The following is a 19598-nucleotide window of genomic DNA, read 5'->3' on the forward strand; positions in this document are numbered from 1 at the left end:
CTTCAGGATAGCCTCATTACCGATGAAGTCGATGGAAATCAGATCAAAACCGGGGCTGTTTCCTGGGGCCACTTAGCCGAGGAGCTTCAGGATAGCCTCATTACCGATGAAGTCGATGGAAATCAGATCAAAACCGGGGCTGTTTCCTGGGGCCACTTAGCCGAGGAGCTTCAGGATAGCCTCATCACCGATGAAGTCGACAGCAGCCAAATCAAAGCGGGGGCCGTTTCTTGGGAGCACTTGGATGACAAACTTCAGGATAGCCTCATTACTGACGAAGTTGACAGCAGTCAGATCAAAGCCGGGGCCGTTTCTTGGGAGCACTTGGATGGCAAACTTCAGGATAGCCTCATTACTGACGAAGTCGACAGCAGTCAGATCAAAGCCGGGGCCGTTTCTTGGGAGCACTTGGATGGCGAACTCCAGGATAGCCTCATCACTGATGAAGTCGACAGCAGTCAGATCAAAGCCGGGGCCGTTTCTTGGGAGCACTTGGATGGCGAACTCCAGGATAGCCTCATCACTGATGAAGTCGACAGCAGTCAGATCAAAGCCGGGGCCGTTTCTTGGGAGCACTTGGATGGCGAACTCCAGGATAGCCTCATCACTGATGAAGTCGACAGCAGCCAAATCAAAGCCGGGGCCGTTTCTTGGGAGCACTTGGATGGCGAACTCCAGGATAGCCTCATCACCGATGAAGTCGACGGAAATCAGATCAAGGCCGGAGCCGTTTCTTGGGAGCACCTGGCTGGAGAACTTCAGGAGAGCCTCATCACCAACGAAGTCGATGGAAATCAGATCAAGAACGGGGCTGTTTCCTGGGGCCACTTAGCCGAGGAGCTTCAGGATAGTCTCATTACTGATGAAGTCGATGGAAATCAGATCAAGGCCGGAGCCGTTTCTTGGGAGCACCTGGCCGGTGAACTTCAGGAGAGCCTCATCACCGACGAAGTCGACAGCAGCCAAATCAAAGCGGGGGCCGTTTCTTGGGAGCACCTGGCTGGTGAACTTCAGGATAGCCTCATCACCGACGAAGTCGACAGCAGCCAAATCAAAGCGGGGGCCGTTTCTTGGGAGCACCTGGCTGGTGAACTTCAGGATAGCCTCATCACCGACGAAGTCGACAGCAGCCAAATCAAAGCGGGAGCCGTTTCTTGGGAACACTTGGATGACAAACTTCAAGAGAACCTCATCACTGATGAAGTCGATGGAAATCAGATCAAGAACGGGGCTGTTTCCTGGGGCCACTTAGCCGAGGAGCTTCAGGATAGTCTCATTACTAATGAAGTCGACAGCAACCACATCAAAGACGGGGCCGTTTCCTGGAGGCATCTGGCCGGTGAGCTCAAGGAGAGCCTCATCACCGACGAAGTCGACGGAAACCACATCAAAGACGGGGCCGTTTCTTGGGAGCACCTGGCTGGCGAACTCCAGGATGACCTTATTACTGGTGAGGTTGATGGAAGTCAAATCAAGAACGGGGCCGTCTCCTGGGAGCACTTGGACGGCAATCTTCAGGAGAGCCTCATCACCAACGAAGTCGATGGTAACCAAATCAAGAACGGGGCCGTTTCTTGGGAGCACCTGGCCGACGAACTTCAGGAGAGCCTCATCACCGACGAAGTCGACAGCAGCCAAATCAAAGCCGGGGCCGTTTCTTGGGAGCACTTAACCGGCGAGCTCAAGGATAGTCTCATTACTGACGAAATCGATGGAAGCCAAATCAAGAACGGGGTCATTTCTTGGGATCATTTAACCGGCGAGCTCAAGGATAGCCTCATTACTGATGAAGTCGATGGTAACCACATCAAAGACGGATCTGTTTCTTGGCAGCACCTAACAGGTGAGCTCAAGGATAGCCTCATTACTGATGAAGTCGATGGAAGCCAAATCAAAACAGGCTCTGTTTCCTGGGAGCACTTAACCGGCGAGCTCAAGAATAGTCTCATTATCGATGAAGTCGATGGAAGCCAAATCAAAACAGGCTCTGTTTCTTGGGACCACCTGGTCGGCGAGCTCAAGGAGAGCCTCATTATCGATGAAGTGAATAGCAACCAGATCAAGAAGGGGGCCGTTTCTTGGGAACACTTAGCCAGTACACTTCAGGATAGCCTCAACCTTATTACTGATGAACTCGACGGAAGCCGGATCAAGGCAGGGACTGTTTCCTGGGAGCACTTGGCCTGCACACTTCAGGATAGCCTCAACCTTATTACTGATGAACTCGACGGAAGCCGGATCAAAGACGGGACTGTTTCCTGGCAGCACTTGGCCAGTACACTTCAGGATAGCCTCAACCTTATTACTGATGAACTCGACGGAAGCCGGATCAAGGCAGGGACTGTTTCCTGGCAGCACTTGACCAGCACACTTCAGGATAGCCTCAACTTTATTACTGATCAACTCGACGGAAGCCGGATCAAGACCGGGGCTGTTTCCTGGGAACACTTGGACAGCGATCTTAAGGATAGCTTGATCACCGACGAAGTTGGTGGGAGCCAGATCAAATCAGGTGCCCTTTCCTGGGATCATTTTAACGAGGAACTTCAGGCTAGCCTGACGCCTCCCATAGAACTTGACGGCAGCAAGCTGCTTCCAGGTACAGTTGAAATGTTCCACCTTGCGGATGAGGTTCAGTCCTCCATTCAGTCACTCCATGAAAAGGTGGAGCTTTTACAGCAGGCAAATGAAGAGTTAAGTCATCAACCTGCAGTCATTGATTCAACAGATGACTTTTCGGATTCATTGGCTATAAACGAAGCAACTGAACAGCTTCAGCAGCCAGTCATAACACCGATCCGGTGTACCGAGGATCAGCCGCCTCTGCAGCAGTTCGGCCGAATTCCGTTCCTGATGCATGGAAACTCAGACACAACCGAGGTAACGATCACATTCGATGAGCCCTTTTCAAACCCTAACTATACCCTTGTGGCCATGACCAATCATTCCGCCTTCTACGCGGTAATGAAATCCCAATCCTCTGTAAACGCCGTACTGGAAATTGCAAAGCTGAGACGGACGGATCAAAATTTCGGCATCATTTCATGGATCGCAATTGGCATTGATTAAGCAGCAAAAAGGCCTTAACCCGTGGGACTAATGGGTTAAGGCTTTTTCGTTAAGATTTCAGAAAGTATAAACTTCTTGGTATAAGCTTCCTGAAATCGCAAGAAAAACTACTGCTAAATGCGGTCTGGCTTCTTTGAATGTACGTCGATAGACGTTTTTCTTACCATGATTTATTTGCTTTGAGTACCGTTGTGGAAGGATTGCAAAAAGGAAACGGCATTATAGGTCATAACTGCGGCTTCAGCACGGGTGATCGGCTGCTTCGGCGCAAACCCTCGCTCCCCGTTCAATGTATTGATTTCCCATGCAAGAGAACGCTGAATGGTGCCTTGATAAAGAGGATTGATGTCCGCTTCATCTGAGATTTCCTTCGGGACAATGTTGATCATAGGAAGTTGTCCCTTCTTTTCCATCGCCTGCATCAGGTAGAAGGTAAACTCTTCTCTGGTCAGCTCCTGGCCGGGCTCAATATCGACAGGAATTTCCACTCCGTTATAATAAGTTGCGAGAAAAGCGTCCGTGTACCATTGACCGTCTTTGACATGATCGAATGTCCCCTCTGCTTTGGGACCGCTCGTAAAATCAATGGCAGCCAGGCTAAGCTCCATGGCATTGCTGATCAGCTGAACTCCCTGTGCTGCTGTCATTTCCTGATCCGGAACGAACTTGTCGCTGCTAACTCCTTTAATGAATCCCTGATCTTTTAAGGCTTCAATTTTTTCTTTTCCCTCTATGTTGCCCAGGTCAGTGAAGGAGCTCCCAGCCGCCTGTAATGCTGCTCCAGAGAAAAGTGAAAGCGCAGCCGCTGCAGACAGCAATACCAGTTTTCGTTTCATTTTCATCACTCCATTTGTTTAGTACAGCATCCTGTAGGACCTGAACTTGTTAATATTTGCTTCTTGTCCTTACCGACGCAGATACTAAACAAAAGGTTGCACTTCAGAAAAAAACGCATCAGCAACCTCCTGTTTTCAGGTATTATGGAAAAAGATGAATAAATCGCTTTTAAGGAGGACAGGCCGTGAACGCCATTGAAAAGCGGATCTACGATTTAACCAACTACTTTCCTGATTTGACCGCTCCCGCTGATCTGGATGCCTTCTGGGTGCGCTCATTGCAAGAAGCGGATGCCAAGCCGCTCTCCGCCATTAAGACTTCTGTTCACACCCCTTATTCCTATATGGAGGTTTTCCATCTTACTTACGAGGGTTGGGACGATACCCCGCTGCACGCCTGGTACATTCGCCCTGCTTTTGTAAAGGAGGAGAAGCTGCCCTGTGTTGTACTGTTTCATGGCTATACCGGCGGCAAGGGTTATCCTGAACAGTACGCCTCATGGCTCATGCTTGGAATGGCCGTGCTGGCGGTGGACGTCCGCGGCCAGGGAGGAGAGACAGGGAACAGGCTGGACAGCGGGTACGGAACGGTAAAAGGCTGGGTCACCCAGGGCATTCTCAACAGAGACACATGTTACTACAAAGCGATCACCATTGATGCGATTAGAGCGGTGGAATGGGTGTCCGCTCAGCCGGATATCGACTCGTCCAAAATAGCGATTTGCGGAGCCAGCCAGGGCGGGGGGTTAGCGCTAATCGTCTCAGCCCTGAGCCGCAAGCCTTCCGTTGCCGTAGCCAACATCCCGAATATGTGCCACATGGACTTCGGCATTTTGTACTCCACCGGCTCGCTCACTGAAGCAGCGGAGTTTGTTCATCGCTTCCCGGAGCATTTTGACAAGGTGCTTAAGACACTCAGTTATTTTGACATGCTAAATCTTGGCAGCCGGATTACCATTCCGATCATGGTCTCCGTGGGGCTCAAAGATACGGTATGTATGCCGGAAACCGTCTTTGCCGCCCATAACCGGATCACGTCAGAGAAGCGCATTGAAATTTATCCCTTTACCGGACACGACGTCGGTGCTCGTCAGCAGCGGATGACGGCTGAATTTGTTTTGGATCATTTCACTCATGCCAAATAACTCAAAAACCGCAGGAATAGAGCAGCTTGCTCTCCCTGCGGTTTTATTTATCCATCTAACCCTCTAGGCAGTCTTGGATATACCACCGTCTTCCCATTTTCGCATCCACAGCAGATCCATCACGATCAGTCCAAACGGAATAAACGATACAAAGAAAACGAGGATAGGCCTGCTCAAAGACCAGTCCAGCGCAGACCTTGCATAAATCAGGATCAACACCAGCAGCAAAAAGGCCGCTCCATAGATGTTGCCAAATATTGTGACCGCCTGCGGCATCCCTGCGCTTTTCAACGGATATGCCACAAACAGAATAAGTAAATAAGCGACGGCCTGAATCCAGGCTATAAGCCGGAAGCGGCCTAAAGGTGTTTTAAGCACGGTTTTGATCCCCTTTCATAATAAGTCCATTATAGCGAAAAGGGGGACGAACTCCAATAAGCCGCGGGTATTCCGGCTTCTCCCTTTAAACAAGCCGATACACGGCAGCTTCGTATGCATTAAGGGTGCCTTGCAAACATCCGTCAGCCAGCCTCACCTGCGGCTGAACAGACTCATACGCCGCGCCATCCCCGCGCTCCGGGGCATTCTTCCCCCAGCCTGCCTTATTCCCAAACAGCAGCTTCAGCTCACGCTGTGAATGCTCCGCAAGCTCAGTCCGGAAGGAAGTCTGCTGCCGATCAAAATTCAGCAGTACCAGCCAAGTGTTTTTGCCATAAGTCCGTGTGTAAGCCATCAATTGCTTATGCTCTGGCATAAGCAGCTTGAAGTCCCCATAAACCATTACCGGCTCCTGTTTGCGCAGTTCAATCAGCCTGCGGTAATAATGAAATACAGAATCGGGACGGGCCATTTCCGATTCCGCATCAATCCCTGCATCCTTGTCATTCATGGGAATCCAAGGGACACCTATCGTAAAACCGCCCAACTTCCCTTTCTCCCAACGCATGGGCGCACGCGCGCCATCCCGGCTGCGCTGGTGAACGCGCTCCAACGCTTCTTCCACGGGAACACCTTCCTGAATCTGCTTGCGGTAATAGCTGATGGTCCCGTAATCCCTGTAATCCTCAACGGACGGATAACGGGCGTTCGTCAATCCCAGTTCCTCTCCCTGATAGACAATAGGAGTGCCGGGAATGGTATGCAGCAGCGTCGCAATCAGCTTTGCGCCCATCTCCCGCTCCTCTCCCTCCCCGAACCACTCAGGAATAAGACGCGGGTGATCATGATTGCTTAAATATACGGCATACCAGCCGGTCTGAAAAACACCTTTATACCAGGTGGAGATGCACTTTTTCAGTGCCGGTGTATCCCATGGCACAGCCCTCCAGGGATCCTGGCGATCTTTTCCGATCCCGGACATATCCATCAGCAGCGCCATGGACAGCTCCTTCCGCGCCGGGTCCGTGTATTGCAGGGCCTGCTCCATCGTGATCGTCGGCGTCTCTCCAACCGTAATCAGTCCGGGCTTGAAGGAGAAGGCTTTTTCATGCATTTCCTGAAGAAACTCATGAATACGCGGGCCATTTTTAAAATAATCCTGACCCCGCGGATGACGCGCCTCCTCCGGCGCATCAGGAAAATCGGGATGCTTGGAGATCATGTTAATCGCATCAAGCCGGAATCCGTCGATTCCCTTGTGCAGCCAAAAGCGGATTATTTCATATACCTCTTCCCGCAGCGGCTCATGCTCCCAATTCAGGTCAGGCTGTTTGCGATCAAACAGTCTCAGATAATACTCTCCTGTTCTCTCATCCAGCTGCCACGCGGATTCCCCCGTAAAAGAACCCCAATTATTCGGCTCTTTGCCATCAGTTCCCGGAGGCTTCCAAATATAATAATTCCGGTAAGGATTGTCCTTCGATTGGCGGGACTGCACAAACCAGGGATGCTCATCGGAAGTATGATTGATTACCAGATCCATCATCAGCTTCATGTTCCGATTGTGCAGCTCGCTAATCAGCCTTTCCAGGTCTGCCATCGTGCCATAAGGGGTATGAATGGCTTTATAATCGCTGATATCGTAGCCGTTATCGGCAAATGGCGATTGATACACAGGGCCAAGCCAGATGATGCCCACGCCTAATTTTTCAAGATAGTCAAGCTTGGAAAGGATCCCGGGTAAATCCCCCAGCCCATCCCCATCGCCGTCTTTGAAGCTTGGAGGATACACCTGGTAAATGACCGCTTCTTTCCACTCCGCCTGCTCCATCACTACTGCCTCCTTTTCCATCCTAATACCTTTGCCATACCCCGGGTTATCACAGTTTAATCATGGCGAAAATCTTCATTCTCATAAACTTCCCTCAAACGGGAAGCTGATGCATAATAAAACATTTGCTTTGGGAAAATGAATCTGTGCAGAGCAGGACATCCAACGTTATGCTCAGGGCACATGCAGCCGAAGCAAAAAAGGAGGTGCACAGCATGGCAAAACCGGACAACCGTGCCGATAATGTGGAAAAATTGCAGGATACCGTACAGGATACGATCGAAAATTTCAGAGAAGCCGAAGATTATCTCGACGAGCATGCCGATGAAATTTCAGCTGCGGAACGAAATACGATAGAGGAAAAAAATGACCGCCGCAAAACCAGCATCCGCGGCATGCGCGAGGAAATAAAAGACGAAGCCAGTCATCAGCGGAATACGTAGTTTAAATGCGGCGGGAACCTTGCGGTTTCCGCCGTTTGATTATTTTGACCTATTTGATTGCGTGTGATACAGTTTTGTTTGAGGTGATTGCTAACATGCTGACAAAAATTGGTATACTTGACCAATCTCATATTCCCGAGGGCGGAACAGCGAAGGATGCCCTTTCCCAGACCACACGGCTGGCACAGGAGGCGGACCGGCTGGGCTACAGCCGCTACTGGGTCTCGGAGCATCACGCCTCCAAGGCGCTCGCTCACTCCAGTCCGGAAGTGCTGATTGCCCATCTGGCTGCACATACCTCACGGATTCGGGTCGGCTCCGGCGGAATTATGCTGCCACATTACAGTGCATACAAGGTGGCGGAAAACTTCAGGCTGCTCGAGGCGCTTTATCCCGGCCGGATCGATTTGGGAATTGGGCGTGCTCCTGGTGGAATGCCATTGGCGACACGGGCGCTGCAGGAGGACCGATACCAGACGGTCGACCGTTATCCGCAGCAGGTTGTGGATCTGATCGGATATTTACAGGATTCTATTATGGAAAACCACCGTTTTGCCGGCCTAAAAGCCTCCCCCTCCATTGAAACGGTCCCCGAGCTGTGGATGCTGGGCTCCAGCGGAGAAAGCGCAAGATTGGCCGCTATTATTGGCGCTTCCTTTGCATTTGCCCAGTTTTTCGGTACTCCCGGGGGTGTTGAGGCAACCCGCCATTATCATGAAAATTTCGAGCCTTCCGTGATGGAAGACCGTCCACGTTCCATGGCCGCGGTGACCGTGGTGTGTGCGGAAAGCGAGGAAGAGGCAAATGAGCTGGCCTCCAGTTCCGATCTGTTCTTTTTACAGCTGCACAACGGCCAGGAATTGGAATCGCTCCCTTCTGTTGAAACGGCTTTATCATATCCATATACCGAATTGGACCACGAACGGGTTAGACAGTCAAGAGCCTGGCGTGTAGTCGGAACCCCCGCTCAGGCCCTGGAGAAGCTTACCCGTCTTGCAGAGCAGTACCGTACCGATGAGCTCCTCATTGTGTCCTCCATTCATGATTTCGATAAAAGAGTCCGATCTTACCGCCTGCTCGCTGACGCGTTCGGCCTCAAATAAAACTTAACAAAACAGATTGCCTGTCTGCCTTGAAACCATTCATTGTATTCATGCCATAAATAAAATAATAGGACCAATAAAAATCCCGCTGTTTGCGTATAACAGCGGGATGATTTGTAAGGCAGGTTAAAGTTCTTCTGCCCTTATTCTATGAACTCATCGACTATCGTACAGCCTCAGAAGTATGTTCCTTCTCTGTTTCGCTTTCATCGCTGCTGTCGTTTTGACCATGACCAATCACCTTATCCAGCAGTTCCAGCCATGGAGCAGCGTCACCACCGCAGCTTTCAATGTCACCCAGCCAAGCCTCCAAATGGGATTGCTCATCCGGCAAATCGATCACCAGACTGTCTTCCTCAACCTCAATAACACAGCTTGATTTCATTTCAATACCCTCACTTGTTTTCCTTTTTATAACCCTCACGAATTATACGCCTCTTGTTGGCCGGATACAATGTTAGGTTTGTTAAAGTTTCAACAACTTCTTGAACAAAATTCTTAAACAAAAACCTCCGGAAGATCAAGCTTTCCGGAGGTCATAAAGTCAGGGTACAAAGATGATTGGGGTTGTTTTTTTCCTGCTCCTATATACGCGTCACGATCCGGTCCACCAAACCGTATTCCACGGCTTCTTCAGCTGAGAAAAAATGGTCCCGGTCTGTGTCCTTCTCTATCCGTTCTATCGGTTGGCCCGTATGATCGGACAAAATTTGGTTCAGTTTTTCCCGGCTTTTCAGAATTCGTTCCGCCTGTATCCGGATATCTGTAGCCTGCCCCCGTGCTCCTCCATGCGGCTGGTGGATCATGATCTCGCTGTTGGGCAGGGCAAGGCGCTTGCCCTTGGTACCGCCGGTCAGCAGAATGGTACCGAAGCTTGCCGCCATACCGGTGCATATCGTTGATACGTCAGGCTTCACAAACTGCATCGTATCATAAATGGAAAACCCGGCCGTTACCGACCCTCCCGGGCTGTTAATGTACATTTGGATGTCTTTCTCGGGATCTTCGGCAGCCAAATGCAGCAGCTGAGCCACAATGATGTTCGCCATATGGTCCTCAATCTCACCGGACACCATAATGATACGGTCTTTCAGCAGTCTTGAATAAATGTCGTAGCTGCGTTCTCCACGGCTGGTCTGCTCCACAACGTACGGTATAGCATTCATATTGCATTCTCCTCTTCTACGCTGCCAATTGAGCCCTCGTCTCGTCCGGCTGCCGCCGTCGTGAGTCCGCTCTGCCTCCACGAAGACTGCCCCCCAGAATGACAGGAAGAAGCGCCTGGGGCTCTGCCGCATCATGCAGTCCCAGCTCAACCAGGCGCTGAACATCACCGCACCGGAAGGCGGATAAATATGCCTTCAGCAATTCTTTGTTTTCCTGATCCTCTGGCAGAGGAAGCGCCTCAGTATGCCGCTGTTTGCCGGCCGCAAGGGAAGCTCGGGCTCTGGCTAACGCCGCCTTTACAGCTCCTTCAGATGTCCCCAGCAGCTCGGCTGCTTCACTGGTTTTGTACTGCCATACCTCCCGCAGCAGGAAAATGGTCCGCTGCCACGGCGGCAGCCACTGAATGAGAGCAGAGAGCGCCAGTTCGAGATCCATCCCGTACTTGTCACTATACGCGGTTTTTGCGTTTAGACGTGAGGCGGCGCGTTGACCTACTGCCTGCCGTCTAATCCGGTCAATCCACGTATTCCGCGCTGAACGGATAAGGTAAGCCTCCCAGTTCACAGCCGTATCCTGCAGCGGCAGCTTCCCAAGCAGTTGGAGACAGGTGCTCTGCACGAGGTCTTCGGCTTCCCATTGGGAACCGGTAAGCTTAAGGCAGTATTTCAGCAAAGAAGGCAGAGCTTGCAGAAGCTCGGCATGCGTTTGTTTATTTAAATAATTTGTGTGTGCGGATTTCACAAAGGCCATAAATGGGGCCCCCCTTTGTTAAGTCCTTGTAGAAGGTTTCATGAAGAAGACGATTAGAGATATGAAAAAGATACGCTGCAGAAGCATATTTTTTTGGAGCGATTAAAATAAAAACGCTATCCTGAAGAAACTTTGACTTCAGAATAGCGTGTATTAGGTCTAATGGCAACTAATAAGGATATCGGGATTCCATATATCATTCAGATATTCAGCAGTGTGGGCAGCGCTAACTTCTTTTGCTATAGCGGCAAAACTGCTTCCTTTCTTTTTTTCGCCGGACGGCTTGTTTCGTATTATTAGGTCAACAAGAGATTTCTGGTGACCTAATAATACGAAAGGGCCTTATCTGGCGTGGGTTCTCGGAACCGATGTGTTATTGTGTGCTACTGCGGATTATTCGAAGTTATCGGCATCGGTACATGAGTGGTATATTGAAGTCACATGGGAAAATATGTATATTTCTTGCGCCGCGGCGGTATCCGCGAACTCCACATAGGGTATAATATTGAAAAAGAGCACTTCCCATTTCATTTTCGATAGATCGCACTTGAAGAGTCTGTCCTAAAGCGCTGGGAAAATTGGAGAAAGGATGAGCATAATGGCGGTCAATAAAGAAAAAAAACTTTTGGAGTTGTTTCAGCAGTTGCCTGAAACAGAACAAAACTCCACACTTGATTTTGTGGAATATTTGGCCGAACGGCAGCGACGCAATACGCTACAACAATTTTATGACAATCTTCCCGAAGTGGACGAACCATTCAGCCAAGAAGAACTTGACCAATTGAATAACAAGGAGGGATTTATTACAGGGGAGGCAGCCAAACGTGAATTTAACCTTGACTTACCATAAAAGCGCCGTGAAGTTCCTCTCCAAACAAGACGCACATAACAGGCAGCGAATATACGCCGCCTTGGAAGGGCTAAAGCGCATTCCCCCTGCTGGCGACATAACCAAATTAAAAGGTACAACCAATCAATATAGACTCCGTGTAGGCACTTTTCGAATTATTTATCAGATCAATTTCCAGGAATATGTTGTCTACATTCTCGCCATCGATAACCTCGGCGATATTTATTGACGAAATGAAGCGTTTTACGATGATTTCAATGAGGGTATAAAAAGCTTATATCATTCCAACCTAGTGAAGTCAGTATGCTGCATGTCAGACCAACAAGACAAGTAATAAATATGCCCCGTTAAGCCGCCCGAAAACTGCGCTCTAATCCTCCACATCCCGTTCAAAACAACAAAAAAAGCCTTATATATCAAGGCTTCACATCATTTCTCATATAGATCTCGTGCTGGAAAATCAAACCCACGCTACCAACTTGAAAGGCTGGAGTTCTACCATTAAACTACACCTGCGTGATGCATCGAAGGTGATCGGGACGACACGATTTGAACATGCGACCCCCTGGTCCCAAACCAGGTGCTCTACCAAGCTGAGCTACGTCCCGATGTGTATATAATCATACTGCTAATTACGTTTACAGTCAATTAACAATTAGGGTATACGATGGAGCGGACGACGGGAATCGTACCCGCGACCCATGTTGTTCTTCTGAGATAGATCAAAGCATAGTTAAAAATCCCAACCCCTCAGTTACATTCATGAGAGATTGGGATTTAATTTTTCAGCAATCACGTCCCTGAAAACGGATTGAGCTTAAATTTTCCGCCTTGCACCTGTACCGCTTGTGCGGCTGCCTCATTTCCTAGCTCACATGCTTTTTCTAAAGGATGACCATGAAGCAATGATGCAATAAATGCTCCTGTATGGGCATCTCCGGCTCCTATTGTGTCAACCACAGGCACCTTTTTCCCATCAAGCATAATCATTTGTTCACCGTTATAACATAATGAACCCTTTGGTCCTAACGTGACAACAACCTCGCTTTGGGTAGATTGATGCAATCTTCGAACAGCTTGTTCGAGATCCGTTTCGCCTGTGAGCTCAAGAATTTCACTTAGATTACTGTGCACAATAGGCTTTAATGCAAAAAGTTTTTCCAAGTGCTCTTTTTTAATAGAAGAAATGCGTGGAGAAGTATCAAATATGATCTTCCCATTAAATGAGTTCTTAACTAATCGATTAAGAATGGCATCCGCTTTTTCTCCCTCAAGTGAATAACCCGTCAGGTAAATATATTGATAATCCTCAATATCGATTTGACTGAACCATTCATCTTTCCAATATTCCTCGATACCGTTAAAGGTAATAAAGGTACGTTCCCCGCTTTCTTCTACAAGCGATAAGCTCCAGCCATTGTCATTACTGGGATCTTCAATTAACAGTTTATGTCCTTCTTCGTTAAACGTCTTTTTTATCATATCAGCGTAAATTCCTTTGCCGACTGGAACCATTAGATCATACTCGACATCCAGTTGCTTTAAAACATTGGCCACGTTATACGCGCATCCCCCCACGATACGGTCAATCATTTCTCCCGGGATATCCTGTCCCGTTTCGGGAACGCGCTGTACTTTGGCTATCACATCAATGAAAACGCCTCCAATAAGAAGTACTCTATTGCGATTAATCTTTCTCATATTTAACCTCACTCATTTGCTTAATTTTAGCCTGTATGGAGAAGTAATAGTAACCTCCACTGATTAAGAGAGTAATGGGGATGAAGTAACTGGATTCAATAAAATTCCTCAGGATCAAGGCTGAACCGACACCTAAAATCCAGCCGATTACACCGCCTGTATTAAACGGATTGAACGAAGGATCCTCCAGCAGTTGTTTGTTATATCCGACACGTCTTCTTAAGAAGGTATAATCAATCAAATATATCGCGATCCATGCGGCTAAGCCAATACCCAAATAACTTAAAAAGGTTTGGAAATTTCCCATAAAGTTGTTTGAAACAACAAGTACATAAAGTGGGATGATTGTGATAAGGACAGCATGAATAGAGATGGCAGTAGAATCTTTAACCTTTAAATTAAACGAAGCAAGAATAAGCCTTGATGATTTCAGCCCAATAAAGCACATAGGAGTTATTCCGCCAAGGGCAGCAATTAAATAGATAATGGTCATCCATCCCGGTAAAACGCTTCCAATTAATGCTACTGGATTTTCAGCACTCGCAAGTCCATCCACCTTCGACGCCAATAGAATACCTGTTCCAATAATCAGAAATAAGGGAATGAACGCTCCTGCTGTCACATTAAAGATGATGGATCTCGAAGAATTCTTTCTGCTTTGATAGCGACTGTAATCAGAAGCCGCCTTTGTCCAAGTAAGTCCTGTTCCTATAATAACAAACATCAGGGCCGGCAAAAAACTGGAAATCCATGATCCGGACTTCAAGGCAAAAAGATGGTTCCAATCCGTATTCGGTATAAGGAAAGCCAGTACAACAATGGTTAGACCACCAAAAATATAAGTAAAGAAAGCTTGGGCTTTAACCAGTGTTTCCTGGCTAAACGATACAGATACCAATACCAAACCAGCAAAGATTAACCAGGCTATAAATTTTAAAGGTGTACTTGTTTCTATCCCGAATTCGTTGAAGATCGACAGAAGCACCAAAGTACCTGTCGTAACATTCACCGATAACCAGCCCACTTGCCCAAACCATCCTACTAAAGCCGGTATGAAATTACCTTTAAAACCAAACGCTGCTCTGGACATGACAAAGGTGGGTGCCCCACTGTCACGTCCAGACAAACTCGCATACCCCACCAGCGCAAAAGATAGCGGGCCAAGAAGGGCAACTAAAATGGACTGAAAAAAGCTTAATTGGTAGTTTACAATAATTGCGCCATATACAATTCCTAATATACCTATATTCGCTGCAAACCACATAAAAAATAAATCCCGCGGCTTACCCGTTTTTTCACCATCTTGAAGAATAATGGTCTGCTCTTTTTCCATGACTTATACCCCTTTAAACTGTGACTTATGGGATTCAATAAAATGAGCATATTTTTTCAAGTCTACCTTATTTTCACGATCAATGGTTTCAAGCCAATCTTTACGGATCGCATCGTACCCATATCTTGCTCCGCAAATCGCTGTCGCCATCGCTCCGATCGTATCCGTATCCCCGCCAATGTTTGCACAGATTAAAGCACATCGGTTCGGGTCTTTTGCATAATAGGCAATCGCCAGTGCAGCCGGCACCGATTCACTTGTCATTGTACCGCATCCGATGACATCATAAATTTTCTGAGTGAAAGTTTCTTCGTCATCCTGGTATTTATCCGCAAATTCAATGCCCAGCTTCAAGCGCTCCGGAATGGAGGCCGCAAAAGTTTCTGCTCCTTTCTTTGCAGCCAGTTCATAGATATTCAAGGCTCCCTGGATAATTTGCTCCCAGCTTTTGTCTTCAATCGAAGCGCTTACAGCGTAGGCAATCATGGCCGCACCGCCGAGGGAAACATCCGTTGAGTGAGTTACTTTACTCACTTCATATACGTATTGCGCTAACTCTTCAGATTGAGCTGTCGAGAATAAGGCACCAATGGGAGCAATCCTCATTGCCGCTCCGTTTGTAAGCGCTTTTCTTGTGAATTCACTTACATCTCTTCCTTCTTTAATCGCCAGGAGAGCCGCTTTTGAACTTGGGCCTAATATATTATTTTCAAAAGCATCGGTGCGGATCGCCCACTCCAGGAGTTTTTCAGCAATTAGGGTGTCTGAAGGAACAAAATCATTTTCAATTAAAGCATCTAAAATTAGCAGTGCCTGTGTCGTATCGTCTGTAAATTGTCCTTTAGTAAAATTACAAGCAACGTCATTTTCTTTTGGACCATCTAAAAATTCAGTAATGTGACCAAAATAGGACTTCACCTTTTTACGGCCCCACAGCTCGGAGGGCATCCCAAGCGCATCTCCAATTGCCATACCATATAACATACCTAAAACCTTCATATACTGCCTCCTCTTTCAACTTGTTTGGTTGTACGTACAAGTTAAATTGATAATATAATACGCCTGACGATCTGTCAAGCGCATTATATGTACTGATTTAATTTAAACTGAAAATGCGGTCCATAAATATTGTATATTTTTTCAATCTCCATGCCGTCCTTGCTATATACAGTTCCTGTAGCCTCAAGCAAAGGAATTGGACTTTCCAGCTCCAATCTCTCGCACATTTCTTCATTGCACATAATGGGGTTAATATCCAGAACTACATGATGTGGAAATATTTGATATTCCTTGCGTAATGTTTGATATAGAGAAGTACTGCTAAAATCAAACTGATCGATACCTTTAAATACATCAAGAGGAAGCATGGATTGATCGATGGTCATCCATCTTGTTTTGTTATTTAGCTTTGTTCCACGAAGACGTTGCAGTTTAAAATAGGCAATATTGTCTTCCATAACAATTTCTTTTTTCAGCACCTTAGTAACAGGTTGTTGGTTCTTTTTTAAGGACAGATCGGTAAAGCCTTGAAAGTTCCAAAGATTCTGTTTGGTTTCACGCAACCTTACAAAAGCGCCTTTTCCCTGCTCTTTTTCTACAAGTCCTTCTTTCACTAATTCTTCAAGAGCTCTTCTTATGGTACTGCGTGTAATACTGAATTCTCGCATTAACTGATTTTCCGAAGGTAAAACCTCACCCTCTTTTAAACTGCCATTTAAGATTTTGTCACGTAATTTATTTTTCAACTGAACATATAACGGGAGATCATTATACTTGTCTAACATTTCATATCCCCTAAGCTTTAATAATGTTACATAAATATCTTTTGACTCATTATAACATAATCCATATTATTGACTCCCAGAAAATTTACCCCCTAAAATTGTACTATTCATTTCTGAAGTGCTCATGATACTCATCCCCTTTTATAATAAGTATCTCCATAATATCAGCCCAAGACCATAGAGCGAAGCTCAATGAATTGATCTCGCCTGCTATAAATCACGGATATACCATGCATCGCAGGCAAAATGATCGGAACCTGCCAGCGGTGCTTCCAATTGTTGAAAGCCGTTTTTCGTATAGAAAAGATTAGCAGCTTGCATATTTTGCAGCGTTTCCAGATAACAAGCTTTATAATGCTGCTTTGCAAATCGGAGCGCGGTCTGCAGCAGATGGGCCGCAATTCCCTTTCCTCTTGCTTCCGGCAGCAAATACATCTTCTGCAGCTCGCAAATTCTTGCATCAGGGGAACCGAATTCCGCGATCCCGCAGCCGCCAAGCACCTTGCCGTGTTCATCAAGCGCAATCCAATAGGCCCTGCCCTTGTGATTATAATATTCGGACAGATGGCTCAAGCTTTCGTCTTCCCATGCCAGCCCTGCACGATTCCCGCCAAACTCGATTAAGCATTGCCGAATAATCGCTTCTATGGCACCATTATCTTTGGCTTGAATGGTTCTTATATTCATCTGGAACCTCCGCTAACTCAGTAGAGAATCAAAAGGGAGAAATGCACAAGCAAATTTCTCCCACTCGAATTCCTCGTTTTTTAGTCCTGAAGCATATTGTGGATCATGGATGGTCTCCTTTGGAACGGGTAGTATTAGGTTTCGCTTTTGAACGTTTTGCCCAGCTGTTCGGTTAGCCCGAAATAGTGGCGGAAATTATAAATCAGCGGATTCCATTGCGCAGGGTCTACATGGCGATCATCGATCAGGATAGACTCGTGGGCATGAACGCATACCGACTCGACTTCCACGATCGAAAAACCTTCAGCCGTCTGCATATTGCGAACAACAGCTTCGATCTGCAGCGGGCATTCGCCCACTCGCAATGGCCGTACCTCCTGTGAAGGCACGTCCGTAAATCCGGCATAAGCAAACTTATCCTTCACATGTCGATATCGGGGGCGCTTCGCATCCGGCACGGGAGTGGCCCCCGTCAACGGGGCAAGCCGCTCCACCTTTTCCCAAAGCGAAGAATCGGGCAGATTGACGACGATTTCCGGATGCCTTCTCAGATTCGCCAATCCATGGCTGCCCTCGCCAAGCCCCAGCACGATCCGATTTCCGAGAGCCCAGGCGGAGGACATCGGTGTCAGATTCGTCGATCCGTCTTCATTTAGTGTAGAAAGCAAAACGACGGCCGAACCGAAGTACAAGATGGACGGTTGAATGACACGGCTTTGATTAGAGAACGTCTGTTTCATTATATCACCTCGACGACCATTATACCGTCAAAATAGTTCGACCGCGGGCGAAATGTCCCTTCTGTTTCAGAAAAAAAAGTGCTGTTGATTTTGAAAATGCAGCGTGTTAGAATAAGTCAACTTAAAACCGGACTAAAAAAGGGGAATCGAAAGCACATGCTCCTCACTGTTCGTTCTGAAGGGTAAGCTTAATTGCATACGAAGCAAAGATTCGTTTGAAGGTCTCAAGGGTTTTGTCCGATAGGCAGAGCTTTGATTCGTCATGCGGCTCTCCTGCTTCTCCTCTTCAGAACATCAGAACAACAAGCAGCTCTTCGGTAAAAGGCAGCCATGTCGTATTGTCTGTCAATCTTTTGCCGAGCTAGAAGCTTCCATGGACCTGGAGTTCCATGGAAGCTTTTTTGCTGTATAAAAAGGAGAATCCCCATGCACCGTTCAAATAAATTGCCTTACTTTTTCTTTAGCCTGCAAGGACTTTCCATGCTGGGAAGCCGCATGACCTCCATTGCAGTCGGTATCAAGCTGTTTCATGAAACAGGTCAAGCGACTCCCCTGCTGCTTTTATCGCTTTTCAATGAGCTTCCCCTCTTATTTTTCAGTAACTGGATCGGCATTGCTGCGGACCGGTGGAAACGCAAAACAGCGATCATCGCGGGTGATACGGGTCAGATGATGTGCACCGCTTTGCTCGTTGGTTGCCTTGTCAGCGACAACTTCTTACTATGGCCCATCTATGCAATCGCCGCTTGGCAAGGATTGTTTATGGCGCTGCAAAGCTCGGCGACGTCGGCCTTGATTCCGCTGATGGTGCGGAATGAGGAACTGGATCGGATAAATTCGCTGAAAGAGCTGCTCTTCCCCCTTGCTGGGGTGATCGCCCCCTCCCTAGCCGGTATGCTGTACGAACCTTACGGTATCGCCGGAATTTTGGTTGTGGATCTGATCACATTCCTGATCGGAACGGGGGTCATTGCCTTGCTTCCGCTGCCGGAAATGCAGCGCGAGGAGTCACGGCCGGAAGGAAGCCGCTTGTGGATTGAGGCTATTCAAGGTTACCGGTTCCTCTGGAAACAAAAACCGCTTCTCTATCTGTTTCTTTATTTTGGGTGGTGGAATTTTATATTGAATGGGCCGTTGGAACTGGCCATCCCTTATTTTCTGCAGCGTACAGGGAGCACCGACATCATGTCCATTCTTCTGGGAGTCATGAATGTAGGCGCTTTGGCAGGAGCGGCGGCAGCTGTATGGTGGGGGCATTTCCGCTATAAAATCAGGTTCATCTTCGCCGGCTCTATCCTCACCTCCTTGATGTTTGTTCTTCTCGGAGCAAGCAGCCATACCGGAATGATGGGAACCGCCTTGTTCCTGCTGATGCTCCCACTGGCCATGACGGGAGCTTTGTTCCACTCCATTCTGCAGCGAAAAACACCGCTTGCTCTTCAGGGAAGGGTGTTCGCCGCCTATGGGCAGCTGTGTGCCGTCATGGCTCCCTTGTCATTTCTCGTCACAGGGCCTCTCGCGGATCGGTGGCTTGAAGCGCCTTTGCCGATGGTGAAACATCCATGGCTTCATACGCTCATCGGATATGGTGCGGGGTCCTGGATTGGCTTCATTTTTGTCGTTAGCGGTCTGTTGCTGCTAATGGGAGCGCTTTGGACGTTATCCTCCCGCAAGGTGCGTCAGCTCGATGAGGAGATTAAGCCCTAGACAAGCAACGGGCGTCGGTATATTGCCGGCGTCCGTTTTTTTCTTTCCTTTCAATTGCTTGGCATCGTTTACGT

General features: G+C 47.8%; 19 protein-coding genes and 1 tRNA gene. 7 read left to right on the plus strand and 13 right to left on the minus strand.

Annotated elements, in window-relative coordinates:
* A partial coding sequence (locus ACI1P2_RS30090) for a WIAG-tail domain (protein WP_355327184.1) occupies nt 1-3069 on the plus strand: 3069 nt, incomplete at its 5' end.
* A 170-nt stretch (nt 3070-3239) separates the two neighbouring features.
* Here the strand turns inward: ACI1P2_RS30090 and ACI1P2_RS30095 are convergent.
* A complete protein-coding gene (locus ACI1P2_RS30095) occupies nt 3240-3905 on the minus strand; it encodes an S-layer homology domain-containing protein (RefSeq protein WP_355327186.1) in 666 nt (221 codons plus the stop codon).
* A gap of 185 nt (nt 3906-4090) precedes the next feature.
* On the opposite strand from ACI1P2_RS30095, the gene ACI1P2_RS30100 reads away from it, so the two are divergent.
* The gene (locus tag ACI1P2_RS30100) at nt 4091-5050 is read left to right on the plus strand and encodes an acetylxylan esterase (RefSeq protein WP_355327188.1); all 960 of its coding nucleotides are present in this window, start codon (nt 4091-4093) and stop codon (nt 5048-5050) included.
* A 63-nt stretch (nt 5051-5113) separates the two neighbouring features.
* Here the strand turns inward: ACI1P2_RS30100 and ACI1P2_RS30105 are convergent, their stop codons facing one another.
* Nucleotides 5114-5428, minus strand: coding sequence for a DUF3817 domain-containing protein (locus ACI1P2_RS30105; RefSeq protein ID WP_355327191.1), 315 nt, complete (start codon nt 5426-5428; stop codon nt 5114-5116).
* A gap of 85 nt (nt 5429-5513) precedes the next feature.
* Nucleotides 5514-7259, minus strand: coding sequence for a glycoside hydrolase family 13 protein (locus ACI1P2_RS30110; RefSeq protein WP_355327194.1), 1746 nt, complete (start codon nt 7257-7259; stop codon nt 5514-5516).
* Nucleotides 7260-7474: 215 nt separating this feature from the next.
* On the opposite strand from ACI1P2_RS30110, the gene tlp reads away from it, so the two are divergent.
* Nucleotides 7475-7702, plus strand: a complete 228-nt coding sequence (gene tlp / locus ACI1P2_RS30115) for a small acid-soluble spore protein Tlp (RefSeq protein ID WP_355327197.1) — start codon at nt 7475-7477, stop codon at nt 7700-7702.
* Nucleotides 7703-7800: 98 nt separating this feature from the next.
* Nucleotides 7801-8805 carry an LLM class flavin-dependent oxidoreductase gene (locus ACI1P2_RS30120; RefSeq protein ID WP_355327256.1) on the plus strand — a complete coding sequence of 335 codons (1005 nt, stop codon included), beginning with the start codon at nt 7801-7803 and terminating at the stop codon, nt 8803-8805.
* Between the two features lie 163 nt (nt 8806-8968).
* Here ACI1P2_RS30120 and ACI1P2_RS30125 read toward each other — a convergent pair whose 3' ends face one another.
* The 3 genes from ACI1P2_RS30125 to ACI1P2_RS30135 all read right to left on the minus strand — a co-directional run bounded on the left by ACI1P2_RS30125 (nt 8969) and on the right by ACI1P2_RS30135 (nt 10722).
* Nucleotides 8969-9190, minus strand: coding sequence for a hypothetical protein (locus ACI1P2_RS30125; RefSeq protein WP_355327200.1), 222 nt, complete (start codon nt 9188-9190; stop codon nt 8969-8971).
* Nucleotides 9191-9389: 199 nt separating this feature from the next.
* Nucleotides 9390-9971, minus strand: coding sequence for an ATP-dependent Clp endopeptidase proteolytic subunit ClpP (gene clpP, locus ACI1P2_RS30130; RefSeq protein WP_355327203.1), 582 nt, complete (start codon nt 9969-9971; stop codon nt 9390-9392).
* A 16-nt stretch (nt 9972-9987) separates the two neighbouring features.
* Complete coding sequence (locus tag ACI1P2_RS30135; RefSeq protein ID WP_355327206.1) at nt 9988-10722, minus strand: RNA polymerase sigma factor; 735 nt, start codon at nt 10720-10722, stop codon at nt 9988-9990.
* Nucleotides 10723-11320: 598 nt separating this feature from the next.
* Here ACI1P2_RS30135 and ACI1P2_RS30140 point away from each other — a divergent pair.
* Both ACI1P2_RS30140 and ACI1P2_RS30145 read left to right on the plus strand, forming a co-directional pair.
* Nucleotides 11321-11572: a DUF2281 domain-containing protein gene (locus ACI1P2_RS30140; protein WP_355327208.1), complete on the plus strand. Its 252-nt coding sequence runs from the start codon at nt 11321-11323 to the stop codon at nt 11570-11572.
* Entirely contained in the window at nt 11547-11801 is a 255-nt protein-coding gene (locus ACI1P2_RS30145; protein ID WP_355327211.1) for a type II toxin-antitoxin system RelE family toxin, read from the plus strand. The genes ACI1P2_RS30140 and ACI1P2_RS30145 overlap by 26 nt, the downstream gene beginning before the upstream one ends.
* Nucleotides 11802-12106: 305 nt before the next feature.
* On the opposite strand, the gene ACI1P2_RS30150 is transcribed toward ACI1P2_RS30145, so the two are convergent.
* The 7 genes from ACI1P2_RS30150 to ACI1P2_RS30180 all read right to left on the minus strand — a co-directional run bounded on the left by ACI1P2_RS30150 (nt 12107) and on the right by ACI1P2_RS30180 (nt 17817).
* Nucleotides 12107-12180, minus strand: a tRNA-Pro gene (locus tag ACI1P2_RS30150).
* A gap of 184 nt (nt 12181-12364) precedes the next feature.
* Nucleotides 12365-13273: a PfkB family carbohydrate kinase gene (locus tag ACI1P2_RS30155; RefSeq protein WP_355327214.1), complete on the minus strand. Its 909-nt coding sequence runs from the start codon at nt 13271-13273 to the stop codon at nt 12365-12367.
* Nucleotides 13260-14606 (minus strand): purine-cytosine permease family protein, encoded by a 1347-nt coding sequence (locus ACI1P2_RS30160; protein ID WP_355327217.1) that lies wholly within the window; start codon nt 14604-14606, stop codon nt 13260-13262. The genes ACI1P2_RS30155 and ACI1P2_RS30160 overlap by 14 nt, the downstream gene beginning before the upstream one ends.
* A 3-nt stretch (nt 14607-14609) precedes the next feature.
* Complete coding sequence (locus ACI1P2_RS30165; protein ID WP_355327220.1) at nt 14610-15605, minus strand: ADP-ribosylglycohydrolase family protein; 996 nt, start codon at nt 15603-15605, stop codon at nt 14610-14612.
* Nucleotides 15606-15688: 83 nt separating this feature from the next.
* Nucleotides 15689-16390 (minus strand): GntR family transcriptional regulator, encoded by a 702-nt coding sequence (locus tag ACI1P2_RS30170; protein ID WP_355327223.1) that lies wholly within the window; start codon nt 16388-16390, stop codon nt 15689-15691.
* 210 nt (nt 16391-16600) lie between these two features.
* Nucleotides 16601-17077 (minus strand): GNAT family N-acetyltransferase, encoded by a 477-nt coding sequence (locus ACI1P2_RS30175; protein WP_355327226.1) that lies wholly within the window; start codon nt 17075-17077, stop codon nt 16601-16603.
* 134 nt (nt 17078-17211) lie between these two features.
* Nucleotides 17212-17817, minus strand: coding sequence for a flavin reductase family protein (locus ACI1P2_RS30180; RefSeq protein WP_355327229.1), 606 nt, complete (start codon nt 17815-17817; stop codon nt 17212-17214).
* A gap of 426 nt (nt 17818-18243) precedes the next feature.
* On the opposite strand from ACI1P2_RS30180, the gene ACI1P2_RS30185 reads away from it, so the two are divergent.
* The gene (locus ACI1P2_RS30185) at nt 18244-19524 is read left to right on the plus strand and encodes an MFS transporter (protein WP_355327232.1); all 1281 of its coding nucleotides are present in this window, start codon (nt 18244-18246) and stop codon (nt 19522-19524) included.
* The last annotated feature ends 74 nt before the right edge of the window (nt 19525-19598 follow it).

The organism is Paenibacillus jiangxiensis (genome assembly GCF_046098255.1).
Taxonomy (GTDB): Bacteria; Bacillota; Bacilli; order Paenibacillales; family Paenibacillaceae; genus Paenibacillus; species Paenibacillus jiagnxiensis.